This is a genomic window from Kribbella caucasensis (assembly GCF_004361855.1).
Taxonomy (GTDB): Bacteria; Actinomycetota; Actinomycetes; order Propionibacteriales; family Kribbellaceae; genus Kribbella; species Kribbella caucasensis.
Map to the genome: position 1 here is coordinate 1 of NZ_SNWQ01000006.1, position 15425 is coordinate 15425.

Annotated in this window: 15 protein-coding genes; 2 read left to right on the forward strand and 13 right to left on the reverse strand. The window is 68.4% G+C overall.

Translation table 11 applies throughout. The features are described from left to right. A partial coding sequence (locus EV643_RS13660; RefSeq protein ID WP_502255082.1) for a transposase occupies positions 1-296 on the reverse strand: 296 nt, incomplete at its 3' end. A 219-nt stretch (positions 297-515) separates the two neighbouring features. Here EV643_RS13660 and EV643_RS13665 point away from each other — a divergent pair. Beyond that, positions 516-1550 carry a LacI family DNA-binding transcriptional regulator gene (locus tag EV643_RS13665; RefSeq protein ID WP_133800435.1) on the forward strand — a complete coding sequence of 345 codons (1035 nt, stop codon included), beginning with the start codon at positions 516-518 and terminating at the stop codon, positions 1548-1550. 42 nt (positions 1551-1592) lie between these two features. Further along, positions 1593-4259 carry a glucosidase family protein gene (locus EV643_RS13670; RefSeq protein ID WP_238165570.1) on the forward strand — a complete coding sequence of 889 codons (2667 nt, stop codon included), beginning with the start codon at positions 1593-1595 and terminating at the stop codon, positions 4257-4259. 494 nt (positions 4260-4753) lie between these two features. Here EV643_RS13670 and EV643_RS13675 read toward each other — a convergent pair whose 3' ends face one another. From EV643_RS13675 to EV643_RS13730, 12 genes are all read right to left on the reverse strand, one after another. Next, positions 4754-5479 carry an ABC transporter permease gene (locus EV643_RS13675; RefSeq protein ID WP_133800436.1) on the reverse strand — a complete coding sequence of 242 codons (726 nt, stop codon included), beginning with the start codon at positions 5477-5479 and terminating at the stop codon, positions 4754-4756. Further along, positions 5476-6405: an ABC transporter ATP-binding protein gene (locus EV643_RS13680; protein ID WP_133800437.1), complete on the reverse strand. Its 930-nt coding sequence runs from the start codon at positions 6403-6405 to the stop codon at positions 5476-5478. The genes EV643_RS13675 and EV643_RS13680 overlap by 4 nt, the downstream gene beginning before the upstream one ends. A 40-nt stretch (positions 6406-6445) precedes the next feature. After that, a complete protein-coding gene (locus EV643_RS13685; RefSeq protein ID WP_133800438.1) occupies positions 6446-7207 on the reverse strand; it encodes a hypothetical protein in 762 nt (253 codons plus the stop codon). Beyond that, positions 7204-8112 carry an ATP-binding cassette domain-containing protein gene (locus EV643_RS13690; RefSeq protein ID WP_133800439.1) on the reverse strand — a complete coding sequence of 303 codons (909 nt, stop codon included), beginning with the start codon at positions 8110-8112 and terminating at the stop codon, positions 7204-7206. Before EV643_RS13690 ends, EV643_RS13685 begins: the two co-directional genes overlap by 4 nt. Further along, on the reverse strand, positions 8109-8465 hold the full coding sequence (locus EV643_RS13695) for a GntR family transcriptional regulator (protein WP_133800440.1): 357 nt from the start codon (positions 8463-8465) through the stop codon (positions 8109-8111). Before EV643_RS13695 ends, EV643_RS13690 begins: the two co-directional genes overlap by 4 nt. A 138-nt stretch (positions 8466-8603) precedes the next feature. After that, positions 8604-9416, reverse strand: a complete 813-nt coding sequence (locus EV643_RS13700) for a GOLPH3/VPS74 family protein (RefSeq protein ID WP_133800441.1) — start codon at positions 9414-9416, stop codon at positions 8604-8606. Beyond that, a complete protein-coding gene (locus EV643_RS13705) occupies positions 9416-9619 on the reverse strand; it encodes a type II toxin-antitoxin system antitoxin (protein ID WP_133800442.1) in 204 nt (67 codons plus the stop codon). Before EV643_RS13705 ends, EV643_RS13700 begins: the two co-directional genes overlap by 1 nt. A gap of 9 nt (positions 9620-9628) precedes the next feature. Next, positions 9629-10543, reverse strand: coding sequence for an SPFH domain-containing protein (locus EV643_RS13710; protein WP_133800443.1), 915 nt, complete (start codon positions 10541-10543; stop codon positions 9629-9631). Between the two features lie 967 nt (positions 10544-11510). Next, positions 11511-12227: an aminotransferase class IV gene (locus EV643_RS13715; RefSeq protein WP_133800444.1), complete on the reverse strand. Its 717-nt coding sequence runs from the start codon at positions 12225-12227 to the stop codon at positions 11511-11513. After that, positions 12224-13576 (reverse strand): aminodeoxychorismate synthase component I, encoded by a 1353-nt coding sequence (pabB, locus tag EV643_RS13720; protein WP_133800445.1) that lies wholly within the window; start codon positions 13574-13576, stop codon positions 12224-12226. Before pabB ends, EV643_RS13715 begins: the two co-directional genes overlap by 4 nt. A 186-nt stretch (positions 13577-13762) precedes the next feature. Then, on the reverse strand, positions 13763-14536 hold the full coding sequence (locus EV643_RS13725) for a class I SAM-dependent methyltransferase (RefSeq protein WP_133800446.1): 774 nt from the start codon (positions 14534-14536) through the stop codon (positions 13763-13765). Between the two features lie 125 nt (positions 14537-14661). After that, the gene (locus EV643_RS13730) at positions 14662-15375 is read right to left on the reverse strand and encodes an iron-dependent transcriptional repressor DtxR (RefSeq protein ID WP_133800447.1); all 714 of its coding nucleotides are present in this window, start codon (positions 15373-15375) and stop codon (positions 14662-14664) included. Positions 15376-15425 lie beyond the last annotated feature (50 nt).

Below are 15425 nucleotides of genomic sequence, written 5' to 3' on the forward strand. Positions count from 1 at the left end.
ATTTGCCGCGACGAGTGCACCCGGTTCGCGTAGGCATACAGCAGCAACGTGAGCAGCATGTCGGGGTTATACGCCGCCCGGCCCTGCCCCGACTGTGCCCGGCCGGCATGGAACGCGTCCGTATCCATCGCCTTGACCATGTCGATCATGAACCACGCCAGATGATCGCCCGGCAACCAGTCCGCCATGTCCGGCGGCAACAAGAACGCCTGATCACGATCAACCGGCCGATACGAATTCGCCATATCCCAATACTCGAACACCCACCCGGTTATCCACATCACCGCCACGCCCATTTCCCAACAGGCTCTACAACCCGCAAGCGGTGCAACAGGCCGGCAGTCGTCGTGGAGGTGGCGACAGTGCCTGCGGCGAGCGGTGGCGAGACCCGCGGTTGGCGGGACGGGGGTGGGCTGGGGAGTGGTGGGGGCCGAGGCGTTGACAGGGGGTGGGGGTGCGAGTGAGACTGCGGATTGTTTTTAACGTTCAAAATGCTGTGGGCTGGGGAGGTAGTGATGGCTACGCTCAAGCAGGTTGCGGCGCATGCGGATGTCTCTGTGCAGACCGTGTCCAACGCGCTGAACGCTCCGCACCGGCTCAAGCCGGACACCCTCCGCCGCGTGACCCGGTCGATCGAGCTCCTCAACTACAAGCCGAATCGTAATGCGCGTAGCCTGCGAACCAGCGCCGTCGAACTGATCGGGTACTGCGTCCCCAGCTGGCCGCACGGGCAGACCCACCTCGTGATGGACCAGTTCCTGCACGCCCTCTGCACCGCGGCCGAGCGGACAGGGCGACACATCCTGCTGTTCACCGCGCCGACCGGTATCGACGGCATGCCGGTGTACGACGATCTGCACGCGCGCCGACTCGTCGACGGATTCGTCCTCTCGCAGACCGAGACGCACGATCCCCGGCACGGCTGGCTCAAGGAGCAGCGGATCCCGTTCGTGTCGTTCGGCCGGGTCTGGAAGGAGACCACCCAGCCCGGCCCGTACGTCGATGTGGATGGCGCAGCTGGATGCGCGACGGCCGTCCGGCATCTGTACGAGACCGGGCGTCGCCGGATCGCATTCCTCAGCTGGCCGAGGACCTCGGGTCTCGCGGAGGACCGGCTGGCCGGCTGGCGCACGACCTGCAAGGAGCTCGAGCTGCCGACCAAAGACCTCGCGATCCGCTGTCCGGAAGACATGATCGACGAAGGCGCGCGCGCTACCGCCAAGCTCCTCGATGCCGGCCTCGAAGCCGGTACGCCGGTCGACGGGATCGTTGCCATCAGCGACATTCTCGCGCTCGGCGCACTCCGCGAGCTGACCGCGCGCGGGCTGACCGCCGGCGTGGAGGTCGGGGTGACCGGATTCGACGACTCGCCGCTCGCCTCCGTCGTCTCCCCCGCCCTCACCAGCGTTCGCCAGCCGATCGACCGGATCGCCACCGAGCTGATCGCCCTCCTCACCGACTCCCCCGCCCCAGCCGACCCCGCCACCGGCGGGACCGAACGTCTGCTGCAACCCGAACTGGTGATCAGGGGCAGCTCAGCCCCTGGCTGATCCGGCGCCATAGGAGCGCCGTGAGAAGGAGGTAACACCGCCATGACACCTCACCCCACCGCAACCGTCGCCAGACCCCCAGGACGACGACTACGCCGAACTCACACGAGCGGGATCGGCCTGCTCGCCGCCGCCACCATCCTGGCCGGCGTCGCGTCGACCGCTACCGCCGGACCCCCGACCCAAAGCTCGGCCGCACCCGCGTACGGCGTACAGCAGGACGGCGGACCGAACGAACTGTCCGAAACGACCAGGTTGCAGGACCGGCGATCGCTCGTGGTGGGCGACCGTGCCTACGCGATGGGCGACGAGTCCGGTCTCTATCCGGCCAGCGGTTGGCACATCCGTGGTGAGATGGCCGGCTTCTGGTCGCAGCCGATCAAGTTGCTCGACGGCCTGTGGTTCGGCGTCGACGGCGCCTGGCTCGGCAAGGACGTGCAGGCCGCGAAGTACACCAGCGGCCACGGCTACCAGCGGATCGACTACCCGGGCGACCTCGGCGTCAAGCGCACCGACTTCGTCCCCGACGGCCTCCGCGCCACCCTCGTCGGCCTCACCTTCACGTCCCCCACCGCGAAGACGGTCAAGCTCGACGTCGACGCGCACTCCGAACTGATGCCGTCGTACCCGTGGGGGTGGACGACACCGAACGCGGGCACGGCCAATCTCCCCGACACCGGCTCGTACGGCGACGGCGTGCTGCAGTTCCGCGAGCAGGGCACACCACCGTTCACGAACGCGCAGCCGCACGACTACACCGCGCTCGTCGGATCGTCCCTGCGTCCGACGGCCCACGCGCTCGGCCCGAACCACCGTGGACCGCAGGACCCGGCCGTGATCTGCCCCGCCGACGGTCTGACGCCGGCCAGGTGCGACGACTCCCTGGTTGGCAAGGGCACCGGCGGCCGCCTCACGTACTCGCTTGATCTCAAGCCCGGCAAGAGCACGACGGCATGGTTCGCCGTCGCCGGTTCGGACCAGAGCCGGTCGGAAGCGAGCCGCGAGTTCCGCCGCGCGATCAGCGCACCGGAGAAGTTGCTAGAGGCAAAGCTCTCGGACCGCGCCAAGATCGCGTCCATGACCGCAGTGGACCTGCCTGGTGACCGGCTACTGCAGCAGAGCGTCGAGTGGAGCAAGCAGAACCTCGCCGACTCGGTCCAGGAGTCGCGCGACCTGCAGATCCGCGACGTGAACGAGGGCAAGGACTACCCGGCACCCGCCGGAACCGTCGACTCCGCACGCTGGTTCGGCGCGGGCTTCCCCGACTACCCCTGGCTGTTCGCGACGGACGGCGAGTACACCGCGTACGCCGCGGTCGCGGCCGGCCAGTTCGCCGTGGCGAAGGAACATCTGCGGGCGCTGCGCGAGGTCAGCGACCTCCTCAACAACCGCAGTGGCAAGGTCGCACACGAGGTGATGCCGACTGGTGACGTCTACTTCGGTTCCAACCAGAGCGCGGGCAACACCGACGAGACGGTGAAGTTCCCGAGTGCCGTCGCCCTGCTGTGGCGATGGACGGGTGACAAGCGGTTCGTCGACGAGATGTACGACTTCGCCGTCCGCAACCTGCAGTACGTCTACCGTGAACTGGACGACGACGGCGACGGCTGGCCCGAGGGACTCGCGAACGTCGAGCGCGCTGGGATGGGTGTCGAGAAACTGGACAGCACCGTGTACCTCGCGCGCGGCCTACGCGATCTCGCCGACCTGGCTGCCGCCAAGGGTGATCAGCAGACCCGGCAGTGGGCGACCGCGAAGGCTGACGACCTCGAGTCTCGGTTCGAGACACAGTGGTGGGTCGCGCAGGCCTTCGGGTACGCCGACTCGGTCGACGACGCGGCGAATCCCGCGAACGACAACACGCCGATCTTCCAGCGGCACTGGATCGGCGTCACCCCGATGGAGGCGACCCTGGTCCGGCCAGGCCGGCCGGCCTCTCCGCTCGCGTCGCCGGAGCACGCGAAGATCGCTCTCGACCAGCGCGAGAAGCCTTGTTACACAGGAGAATTCGGCCTGTTCCACACCGGCACCGGTCCGACCTCCGACCCGGCCGGCAATCCGCTTCCGCCGTGCGACCCGGTGGTCTCCACGGTGAAGAGCGAACGTGCCATCTTCGGGCTGAACACCGCCATCATGGCCGTTGCTGAAGGCAACTTCGGTCGACTGGGCACCAACCAGCAGCGGGTGTACACCACCGGCAACGCGCGGATTCAGCTCGACCCAACGGTGTGGGAGACCCCGGGCGCGATGCCGGAGATCGCTCCGTCCCCGGACGCGCCGGCGAACATCAACCGCCCGTTCTACGACCGGTCGATGGCGCTCCAGGCGTGGGGCGCGTACGGCATCCTGTGGCCGGTCGTCGCTCAGCAGCTTGGAGTCTCGCCGGATCTCGGGCACGGCCGGCTGGCGATCGTGCCGCAGCTCCCGGAGGGGCAGAACAAGATTGCCGGGAGCAACATCAGGCTCGGCAGTGGATCCGCGGATGTCTCCGCAAGCCTTGTAAACAAGGAGTTGCGGACCAACGTGCGGATCGAGGGGATCAAGGCGAACGTCACGATCGGGGCGGTACTCCCGGCCGGCGCCGAGGTTGCCCGGGTCGCTCTCGACGGACGCGGTACGGCGTACAAGCTGGTGCCGACGGCCCGTGGTACGGAGGTGCAGGTGGTTGCGCGCGGAACTTCTTCGAGCTTGAAGATCACGCTGCGCTGATCAAGTAAAGAGGCCGGTGGGACGGGAGCGCTCTCTCGTTCCACCGGCCTTTGTTGTCCGGACCAACTACGTGTTGTCATCCGGACCGGGGAGTTCCGCAACAAAGAAGCCGGGCCCTCCGAGTATGAGTCGGAGGGCCCGGCGAGTAGCTGAAGGAAAGTGACGTCTCCAGCCTCCCGAACGGGGCCGTGGGTCCGGCAAACCCCGTCACCGGTCTACCTCAGTGGGGATCCCCACCGCTAGGGGCCTCGGTTTCCGTTCGACCCGCCGATTCAAGAGAACCGGCGTGTCGACCTTTCTACCGCCGCGGCCCCGAACCGCACAACCCTTTCCAGCAAAGAGATCCCGGCAATTCGCCACCTTCAGCGTGTCGTCCACAGCGAGTGCGCGGCCGTCCACAGAAATCACCCAAGTTATACACACCCCCTGTGCATAACACCCCCTCCTGTGCTCGTCCGATCACCGAACGGCGGGCAACAAACGCTTGGGACGGACTACTCCCAGCGGAAGAAACGCGCGGCGACACCGATGCTCACCGCGGTCACGGCGAGCATCGCGATGACGTGGACGCCGTCCGGCCAGCCACCCGACCAGGAGTCCTGCAGACTGCTCATCCCGGCACCCATCGGAGTCACGTCGCGTAGCCAGCGGATCGACTCGGGCATCAGATCACCGGGCGTCCAGACGCCGGCGAAGAACATGCTCGGGAAGAGCAGCACGTTGCCGACGATGCTGGCCGCCTTGGCGGTCGGAACCAGGCCGCCGATCAACAGACCGAGGGCCAGCTGCGACACGCAGTACAGGAGCGCGGCCACGGTGAAGCGCAGCGGTGAGCCGGGCAGCGCCGCGTCGAAGAAGAGACTGCCCACGCCGAGGATCAGCACGATCACCAGTGCGGCGGCGGCCAGGTGCAGCAGCAGTTGGGCGATCAGCAGCTTCACCGGGCGGACCGGCGTCGTCGACAACCGGCGCAGCACGCCCTTCTCGCGGTAGCCGGCCAGCATCATCGGCAGCGTGCCCAGTCCGAGGATGCCGATCCCGATGCCGATCGCCATCGACGGCAGGAAACTGACCGGGATCCCGTCGCTGCCGTCGTTGCCACCCAGCAGCGAGAAGATGGTCAGCAACCCGAGCGGCAGCGCGAAGACGAAGAACAGGCCGGACCATTCGCGGACGAACAGCTTGGTCTCGATCCGGGTCAGTGCAAGGGTCTGGCTCATCGTTCTACTCCTTCGAAGTTGCGGCCCGCCAACGCGAGGAAGGCGTCGTCGAGGGTGGTGTGTTCGGTGTGCAGATCGATTGGGGCGAGGCCGCGACCGGCCAACTCGGTGACGACCGCGACCAGGAGCTCGTCGGTGCCGGTGGCAATGAATCGGTCCTGCTCCCGGGTCAGCGTGCGCACCGCGGGCAGCGAGGTGAGGATGGCGTTGTCGGGCAGCTCGGCCGGCAGCCGGAAGGTGATTCGCTGTTCCGACCGGGCCGCGTCGACCAGGCCGGCCAGGGTGTCGAGTGCGACCACGCGGCCCTTGTCGATGATGGCGATCCGGTCGCAGAGGTACTCGGCCTCCTCCATGAAATGGGTGACCAGGATGATCGTCACGCCCGCATCGCGGATCTGCCGGACCAGTTCCCAGGTGTCCCGCCGGGCCTGCGGGTCGAGCCCGGTCGTGAGCTCGTCCAAGATCGCCACCCGCGGGTTGCCGATCAGCGCGAGGGCGATCGACAGTCGTTGCTTCTGACCGCCGGACAGTTTCGCGAACTGGGTCTCCCGGACCTCGGTCAGCCCGAGCTGCTCGAGCAACTCGGCCGGGTCCCGCGGCGACGGGTAGAACGACGCGTACAGCTCGAGCGCCTCGCGGGCCCGGATCTTCTCCGGCAACTCGCTCGCCTGCAACTGGACGCCGATCAGCGAGGTGATCTCGGTACGCCGGGTGCGGGGGTCGAGGCCGATCACCCGGACCGTACCGGCATCCGGTGACCGCAGGCCGGCGATGGACTCGACGGTAGTGGTCTTGCCGGCGCCGTTCGGGCCGAGGATGCCGAAGATCTCGCCTTCGCGCACCGTGAGGGACACGTCGTCGACGGCCACGGTGGCGCCGTAGGTCTTGCGCAGGTTCTGCACGACGACCAGGTCGTTTTCGGGCATGGCGGAGCCTCCCTTACTGCTCGTGAGTGATTGGAGTGGATCAGCCCTTGGCCGGTTTCAGGCCGAACGGGCGGATCAGCAGGTAGCCGAAGTACAGGCCGAGGGCGCTCACGGCGAGCACTCCCGGGATACCGACGGCCAGCGGTGGACGGTGGTAGCCGGTGTTCTCGATGGCTTGTGCGAGCCATTGCACGACCAGCAGGAATTCCGCGGCCGCGGCCGGGATCAACCCGATCGGCAGCAGTGCGAGACCCTTCCAGAAACCGAAGCGGTAGAAGCCGATACTGATCAGCCAGCCGGACGCCTGATGGGCCAGCACCATCAGGAAGAACTCGACGCAGACCAGCCCGGCCTGTGACGTCCTGATGAACAGATGCGGGTTCTCCAGTACCTGGCTCCAGCCTTGCCAGGCGTAGATCCCGCGCTCGAGCTGGTACACGAGCACCCAGATCGTCGCCGTACAGGCCGCAGCTCCGACCAGAAAGATGCTGGCGGCAACGGCGAACATCCGGCGGGTGATGCCTTGCGCGATCAGCAGCGTCAACGTGGCCGGCACGAGAGTGATGCCGACGGCCGAGGAGAAGTACTTCGGCGACTGGGTGCCGTAGTCCCACATGCTGTTCCTGATCGGCCCGCCACCGATCACGGCCGTGGACACGATCGCCACCACGACGAGGAACACCATGATGAGCCAGTAGGCGCCCAGCATCGGCAGCAGCCCGACGACCATCGCCCGCAGGACCCGGGTCAGCCGCGAGGTCGAGGTGACACCCCTCGGCAGGGTGGCTGTGGTGGCGGTCATCGGTCCCCCTCCTTCGAATTCGTGGCAGTCAGGTGCACGAACAGGTCCTGCAGGCCGACCGGTCCGATCTCCAGACCGGCCGATCGCGCCTGCCGGACCAGAGTCTCGTCCAGGTCGCCCAGCACGGTGCTGGACTTGGTGCCGCCCAGCCGTTGTTCCGCAAGGACGGCCAGGCCGGTGGTCAGCTCGTCCACGGCCGCGGCCGGACCGACGATCGACGCGCCCCGGCCGCGCAACGAGTCGACCGGCGACTGGGTGACCAGGCGGCCGCGATCGAGGATCACCACTTCCTCGAGCATCGGGCTGACCTCGCTGACCAGATGGGTGGACAGCACGATCGTCCGGGGCACCTCGGCGTAGTCCGCGAGCAGCGCGTCGTAGAACAGCTGGCGCGACGGCACGTCCATCCCGAGGTAGCTCTCGTCGAAGATCGTCAGCGGCGCCCGGCTGGCCAGCCCGAGTACCACGCCGAGCGCGGACTTCTTGCCCCGGGACAGCTTCTGGACCCGCTTGCGCATCGGGATCTCGAACCTGTCCAGCAGGTCACCGGCGAGGTCCGCGTCCCAGTACGGCCGCAGGCTCGCGGCCAGGCCGAGCATGTTCTTCACCGGCGCCGCGTCGTACAGGTCGCCGGACTCGCGGATCAGGCAGACGCGGCTGGTGACGACCGCGTTCTCGTACGGTTCACGGGCCTCACCCAGGTCGCCGCCGTCCAGCAGTACGCGCCCAACGCCTGGTTGCCGGAACCCGGCCAGTACGGCGGCCAGCGTGCTCTTGCCGGATCCGTTGCGGCCGAGCAGCCCGTGGATCTTGCCCGGCGCGAGCCGCAGGTCGAGGCCGTCGAGAGCGACCTGGTCGCCGAAGGTCACGGTCAGGTTGTCCGTCCGTACTCCGAGCCCGGTCACTTGTCCTCCTTCTCGATGTGCTGGACGACATCCTTGAGCGGTACGCCGATGGCGCGCGCCTCGCGGATCATCGGGTCGACCACCTCGCTGAAGAAGGCCTTGCGCCGACCGGTGCGGAGCAGTTCGCGGGCGTTCGGGCTGACGAACATGCCGATCCCGCGCTTCTTGTAGAGCACGCCCTCGTCGACCAGTTGGGCGAAACCCTTGGCCGCGGTGGCGGGGTTGATCCGGTAGAACGACGCGTACTGGTTCGTCGACATGACCTGTTCGTCCTCGGCGAGGGCACCCGTGACGATGTCGTTCTTGATCTGGTCCGCGATCTGGAGATAGATCGGGCTGCGATCGTCGAACACCACGGATTCCTCCTGGCTCGGCTGCGGGCGGGTGGCTCGGATTCTCGAGGTTCTTCGGTTCGTAGGTTCATTACTTGACTAATGAACCGTAGCACCTACTCCCCGCCCGTCGTCAACCCGCCACCTGGCGCTCTCTGATCAGCCGGCTGCGGCCGAGGCGTGCTGGGATTGGAGCGCCTTGCGCAACTCCGGCACGACCGGGCCGACCCGGACGGCGAGCTGGGCGAGGCGGTCCTTGTGCCGCTTCCGCTGCTCCTTGCTGAGGACCGGGCGAAGGTCGGCCGTCGCGGCCAGTACGACGAGGGCCGCGTCACGCAGATCGACCCGGGTGACCAGTCGAGCCGGTCGCAGCGTGTCGGTCTCGGCCTGGACGAGCTTTCGTCGTACGAGCGGTCGGCGGAGCGTGATCCGGTGCACCGGGAAGAGACCGAGCACACGGTAAGACTCGACCCTGATCAGGTGGGCCCGCTCGAGTTCGTCGCGCACCTCGCGGATGATCGCACCATGCCGGCGGGCGATCCAGTGCCCCCACTTGCGCGGTGATTTGGCGCGGATGTCGGCGAACAGTTGCGCGATGACCGGGTCGGCCGGAATCGCCGCGTGCGGCAACAATGGATGCGCGCCGGCGATCGCGGTCGGCGCCGTTCGTACAGCTGGGCGAGTCGAGACAGGATGGCGCGAGCGGACCAGCGCGCGGTCACCCTCAGCGGCGAGGTAACCGTTCAGCTGAAGGTCGATCAGCGCGGCCGCGCGAAGCATCGGGCCGAGCTTTCCGGCGGTGGGCATACGACCCTTGGCCGGATCGTAGGCGAGCAGGAAAAGCCTGGCGGGCAAGGATTCCGGCGGCATTCCCTTGCTGGCGGCAACCGGCTTGCGGGCGAGCTGCCGGGCCGGCCGGCGGACCGGCAGCGAACGGACGGTGGCGAGCGTGCTCGCGGGTGAGCGGTCCATCACGTCTCCTCCTTGGGAGGACGGCCCGGGCGGCGCATCTGGCCGACGTTGCCGGGGAGCCGGCCGGCGTCGGCGAGCGCCCGCCGGAGCAGGAACTCGATCTGGGCGTTGGTGCTGCGCAGGTCATCGGCGGCCCAGCGGGCCAGTGCGTCATGCACCACGGGATCCAGCCGGAGCAGGATCTTCTTGCGTTCGGTGGCCACTGGCCGGCCTCACTGATAGAGCGTGCCGGTGTTCACGACCGGCTGGGCATCACGGTCACCGCACAGCACCACGAGCAGGTTGCTCACCATCGTCGCCTTGCGCTCCTCGTCCAGCTCGACCACCTGGTGCTCGGACAGCCGGTCCAGCGCCAGCTCGACCATGCCGACCGCGCCCTCGACGATCCGCTGCCGGGCGGCGACCACGGCACCCGCCTGCTGGCGGCGCAGCATCGCCTGGGCGATCTCCGGCGCGTAGGCCAGGTGGGTGATCCGCGACTCGATCACGTGCACCCCGGCCGCCTGGACCCGGGCCGCGATCTCGGCCGACAGCTTCTCGGTGATCTCGTCGGTGCTGTCACGCAGGGACAGACCGCCGTCGTCGGTGTGCACGTCGTACGGGTAGGAGTTCGCCGTATGCCGGACCGCGGTCTCGGTCTGGATCGCGACGAACTCGACGAAGTCGTCCACCTCGAACGACGCCTGCGCGGTGTCCTCGACCTGCCAGACCACGACCGCCGCGATCTCGATCGGGTTGCCGTCGGCATCGTTGACCTTGGCAACGGCCGTCTCGTGGTTCCGGATCCGGGTGGAGATCTGCTTGCGGGTGGAGATCGGATTGACCCAGCGCAACCCGTCGGTCCGGATCGTCCCGGCGTACCGGCCGAGGATCTGCAGGACGCGGGCCTTCCCCGGCGACACCGGCGTCAGCCCACCCGCCACGAGCCCGCCGACCATGGAGATCAGGATCGAAACGATGACCAAGGCTTCCTGCGTGTTCGCGATCCCGGCCACGAACAGGACCACCCCCAGTGTGATCAGCACGAACGCCAACGCCGCCATCGGCCAGCCGTTCAGATCCCACGCCTCGCGCTCGGTCACCTTCGGCTTCGGCATCTCCACCATCACATCAGCATCCACACTCATGTCCACTCCTCCTCGAACCGTATGTCCCGAAGGTATCATACTGATATCACTTTTCGCCACGAGCTTCCGCCGAGATCGACCTTGAGCACCGACCAGCCACGTCCGGCCCCGGGCGATGACTGGCGGGTGCCCAAAGTGGAGGTCGCTGCGGACTGCGGTACGACCTTGAGCACCGACCAGCCACGTCCGGCCCCGGGCGATGACTGGTAGGTGCCCAAAGCGGAGGTCGCTGCGAACTGGGGTACGACCTTGAGCACCGACCAGCCACGTCCGGCCCCGGGCGATGACTGGCGGGTGCCCAAAGTGGACGCCGCTGCGGACTCGGGTTCGACCTTGAGCACCGACCAGCCACGTCCGGCCCCGGGCGATGACTGGCGGGTGCCCAAAGTGGACGCCGCTGCGGACTGGGGTACGACCTTGAGCACGGGCTGGTCGCGTTCTGGGCCGGAAGATGTCGAGTGGGTGCCCAAAGCCGGATCGCGTGGGTCAGACGACGTCTGGTGGGTGCTCAGGGTGGGGTCTCGCGGGTCGCGGTCGCCGGGAGTAGCGAGCGCCGTACGACGCTCGGCAGGGCTCATGTGCTCGCGGAGGGACCGACGTCGGGACCTCGGACAACATCGCGGGAGCGTGAACAGTGCACCAACCTGTCCGAGGTCCCGGCAACCTGACCGCGGTCACCACTCGCCTACTCGACCTCAGTTTCAGCCCCAACAACCCCACTCGCCGGGACCTGCTGGGTGTGCTCGGGTCCGGAGAGGGTATTTGCCCCCTCTGAGCCAAAACCCCACCCCGGTCGCCGCGGAAACTCTCCCCGGTCGCCGAACCCTTCCCTGTCGGCGAGTGGAACGCAGGTGACCGAGACGCCGGGTCAGAGGTTGGGGCGCGGGAGACCAGGTGGTTGAGGTCAGAGGGGTCGGGCGCGGGGACCGGGTGGTTGAGGGTGGGGCGCGGGGACCGGGTGGGTGGGTTAGAGGGGTTGGGCGAGGGTGGTGAGGGCCTGTTGCCAGGGGGTGGAACGGGAGAGCGGGAGGGGGTCGATGGGGCCGGCGTCCCAGGCGTGGACGGGGCGGATGCCGTGCAGGGCGTTGAGCAGCCAGACCTCGTCGGCGTCGGCGAGTTCGTCGGGAGTGCGGGTGCGTTCGGCGGTCTCGGTGTCGCGAGTCGCGGCGAGAGAGCGGAGCAGTTGCGCCGTGACGGACGGGAGGATCGGGCGGTCGGCGGGCGGGAAGCAGAGGACGCCGTCCTCCCACCAGGCCAGGGCGGAGTAGGCCCCTTCCAACGCGATCCCGTCGGAGTCCACCAAGAGCACCTCGTCGGCGCCGACGGACGCGGCCGCCTCGGACTTCAACGCACCGAGAGCGTCCAGGTCGGGCCCCTTCACGCGCGGATTGGTACGCGGATCCGGCCCCTTGTGGATCGAGACACGAACCCGGTCACCCGGAGTCGGCGCCGGGCGGAGCTGAAGTGCCGGGCGCAGCGTTCCGTCTGCGTCCGACCACAACTCGAACCGCGGGAACCAGCGACCGAACGACGGCAACCGCCCGACGTGTTCGTCCCAGAACCCGGCCGCGGCGGCGCACCCGGCCGACATACAGGAGCTGACATACCGCTTCCTGTGCAGGTCGACGCCGCGAACCTTGCCGTCGGCAACCAGGAACGAATCGGCGACCAGAAGTGAGCTCACGTGGACCTTCCCAGGGTTGCTGTTGCCTTGAGCACCATTTCGTCGTACTCCGCGGCCGGGTCGGAGTCGAGCACGATCGCCCCACCCGCACCGATCACGGTCTCCCGCGGCGTCATCACCGCGGTCCGGATCACCACACTGAGATCGGCCCGGCCGTCGACGGTCAGGTAGCCGAGCGCACCGGAGTACACGCCGCGCGCGCTCGACTCCAGTTCGTCCAGGATCTCCATCGTCCGGATCTTCGGCGCACCCGTCATCGATCCCGGCGGGAAGCAGGCGCGGACGGCGTCGAGGGCGTCCACCCCGTACCGCAGCCGGCCGCGAACCGTGGTGACCAGCTGGTGCACGGTCTGGTAGCTCTCCACCACCATCAGCTGCGGGACCTGGACGGTACCGGGTTCGCTGACCCGGCCGAGGTCGTTGCGGATCAGGTCGACGATCATCAGGTTCTCGGCGCGCGTCTTCTCGTCCTCGGCCAGCGCCTTCGCGACCAGCTGATCCTGCGCCGGATCCGCCGACCGGGGCGCGGTCCCCTTGATCGGGCGGCACTCGGCCCAGCCGTCGGCGTCGACCGTGAGGAACCGTTCGGGTGAGGAACTGGCGATCGCGAGGTCGCCGTACCGGAGGAAGGCCGAGTACGGTGCGGGGTTGTTCGCGCGCTGCCACAGATAGAAGTCGAGCGGATCCGGGACGGGTGGGAGGCGGACCCGGTTCGTCAGGCAGACCTCGTACGACTCCCCCGCCTCCAGCGCGGCCGTACACGCGGCGATCCCGTCCAGGTACGCCGGCCGGTCCTGCTCCAGATACGCCTCGACGTCGAGCAACGCGATCGCGGGCGGATCGATCCACCCCATCCACGCCCCGGCCACCACCTCGGCCCGATCCAGCCACTCGGCCGCATCGGAGTCGGGCTCATGTACGGCGACCAGGTGGGTCTCGCCGCGATCGTGATCAATTACGACGAAGCGGTTGGCCCAGATCCACAGGGCATCCGGCGTCGCCGCCTCGTACTTCACGGACCCACCGGTCAACGCCTTCAACTCGTAGCCGAAGTACCCGACGTAGCCGCCGCAGAACACATCCCGCAGCTCCTCCGGTACTACGGCCCTCCGGGCGTCGAGGAGCCCGCGCAATTCCGCGAAGACATCGCCGTCCGCCACGTCCCGCAGGACCACCTCCGCGTCCGCGCCGGCCGTCGTACCGAGTACTGAGACCCGTCGCGCGACCCGGTCGGTCAGACTGCCGTCCAGCCAGAAGGCGACCGGTTCGGCGGCCAACAGCTCGCGGTAGACCGTCTGCCCGTCCAGCGCGCGATCGAGCGTGCGGACAGACCAGACAAGTGCGGACACACCAGAACCGTACCTATAAGTGCCGACAGCCGCTGGGCGCGGACCGCCAGCCCATCACAATCGGCCCATAGCGCACTGCCCTACGCTCAGGACGACCCGCCAGGTCGCGTTGTGATGGGCTGGCGGTCCACCCCTCGACGCTGGTGAGCGCCACAGGTCAGCTGGCGAGTGGTGGAGGTACGCGGGTCAGCTGGCGAGGGCGAGTTTGGTGCGCATGGCGGTGATACGGCGGACCGGGATGGCGACCTCCAGGCCGTCGCGGGACTCGGCGCGGTCGGCCAGCCAGTGGGCGGCGGTCTCGCGGCGGTCGAGTGACGTGCCGGGCAGGTAGATCGCGGCGATCACGCGGCGGGCATCGTCCAGGGTGTGGACCGTGTACGCGTACCGCTCGCGCTGGCTCTCCATCACGTCGAAACCGGCGGTCTGGAGTTGTTCCTTCAGGCCGGCCAGCTCACTCGTCCCGGGGAACTGCGGGGTTGAGCGCAGCCGGGTGGTGAGACCGGTCAGGGTGCGGATGTCGCCGCGGCGCAGCGGGCGGACGGCGAGGACGGTCGCGGCGAGCACCCCGCCGCGGCGTAGTACACGGGCTGCCTCGGCCAGGGCGTCGGGCAGCGGCTGGAGGACCATCAGGCCCATCGAGCAGGTGACGACGTCGAAGGCCTCGTTCGCGAACGGCAGGTGCAGCGCGTCCGCCTGGACCCGCGGACCGGGCGCGCCGGCGAGCTGGGTGGGGTTGTTGTCCACCCCGACCACCCACCGGCCCGACAGCTCGCGGGCCACCGGACCGCTGCCGCAAGCGAGATCGAGGACGCGGCGGGCCTCGCCGGAGACGGCTCGGACCAGCCAGCGATAGGGCGTGTGGTCGCCGGCCACAGCTCGTGACAGCAGCGCTTCGGTGCAGCCCGGGGCGGCGGTATGGAACTCACGCAGGTAGCCGGGCCAGTCATAGTTCTCAGACATCGCGGACAGACGTTACCGGGTGGCCACGGTCTGTACAGCATCGAGCGCTGACCGTGGCCATTCTTAATGCAGGTCTGAACTGCCGAAAGCGACTGCGCGCAAGGCCGGTTCAGACCCGCGCCGGCTCAGACCAGGCTGACGAAGATGTGGCCGGCGGTCTCGTCGCTGATCACGCCGCCGGCGTCGCGGCTGCCGAGCAGCACACCCTCGCGGTCCAGCGCCGAGTCGACCTCGCGGCCCGGCAGCGCCCCGGCCCGGCGGAGCACCGCCATCGCGGTGTCGTCGGTCTGCACCGGCTCGGCGATCCGGCGGACCAGCACCCGCACCTGGTTCCCGGTCGCGGCGTCGAGCACCTTGTCCAGCGGCTCGACACCGCTGCGGAACTCGCCGATCGGCGTCACATGGCCGTCCTTCTGCAGCTCCTCCAGGCCCGGGATCGGGTTGCCGTACGGCGACTCGGTCGGGTTGTCGAGGATCTTCAGCAGCCGCAGCTCGACCGCGTCGCTCATCACGTGCTCCCAGCGGCAGGCCTCCGCGTGCACGTCCTCCCACTCCAGACCGATCACGTCGACCAGCAGCCGCTCGGCCAGCCGGTGCTTGCGCATCACCCGGGTCGCCTGCATCCGGCCCACCCCGGTGAGCTCGAGGTGCCGGTCGCCCTCCACCGTGACGAGCCCGTCGCGCTCCATCCGCGCCACCGTCTGGCTGACCGTCGGACCGGACTGGTGCAACCGCTCGGCGATCCGCGCGCGCAGCGGGAGGATGCCCTCTTCTTCCAGTTCGTAGATGGTCCGCAGGTACATCTCGGTGGTATCGATCAGCTCGCTCACGACAACCATTCTCACCTATGTAGGCAACCCTCACCGAATCGCCGGGCTCAGTGACATCT

What these genes read in the sequence shown, in the direction of transcription:
- EV643_RS13685 (WP_133800438.1), bottom strand. Translation starts at nt 7,207, where the DNA reads ATGACCGCCACCACAGCCACCCTGCCGAGGGGTGTCACCTCGACCTCG.
- EV643_RS13730 (WP_133800447.1), bottom strand. Translation starts at nt 15,375, where the DNA reads ATGGTTGTCGTGAGCGAGCTGATCGATACCACCGAGATGTACCTGCGG.
- EV643_RS13665 (WP_133800435.1), top strand. Translation starts at nt 516, where the DNA reads ATGGCTACGCTCAAGCAGGTTGCGGCGCATGCGGATGTCTCTGTGCAG.
- EV643_RS13675 (WP_133800436.1), bottom strand. Translation starts at nt 5,479, where the DNA reads ATGAGCCAGACCCTTGCACTGACCCGGATCGAGACCAAGCTGTTCGTC.
- EV643_RS13670 (WP_238165570.1), top strand. Translation starts at nt 1,593, where the DNA reads ATGACACCTCACCCCACCGCAACCGTCGCCAGACCCCCAGGACGACGA.
- EV643_RS13700 (WP_133800441.1), bottom strand. Translation starts at nt 9,416, where the DNA reads ATGGACCGCTCACCCGCGAGCACGCTCGCCACCGTCCGTTCGCTGCCG.
- EV643_RS13725 (WP_133800446.1), bottom strand. Translation starts at nt 14,536, where the DNA reads ATGTCTGAGAACTATGACTGGCCCGGCTACCTGCGTGAGTTCCATACC.
- EV643_RS13680 (WP_133800437.1), bottom strand. Translation starts at nt 6,405, where the DNA reads ATGCCCGAAAACGACCTGGTCGTCGTGCAGAACCTGCGCAAGACCTAC.
- EV643_RS13710 (WP_133800443.1), bottom strand. Translation starts at nt 10,543, where the DNA reads ATGAGTGTGGATGCTGATGTGATGGTGGAGATGCCGAAGCCGAAGGTG.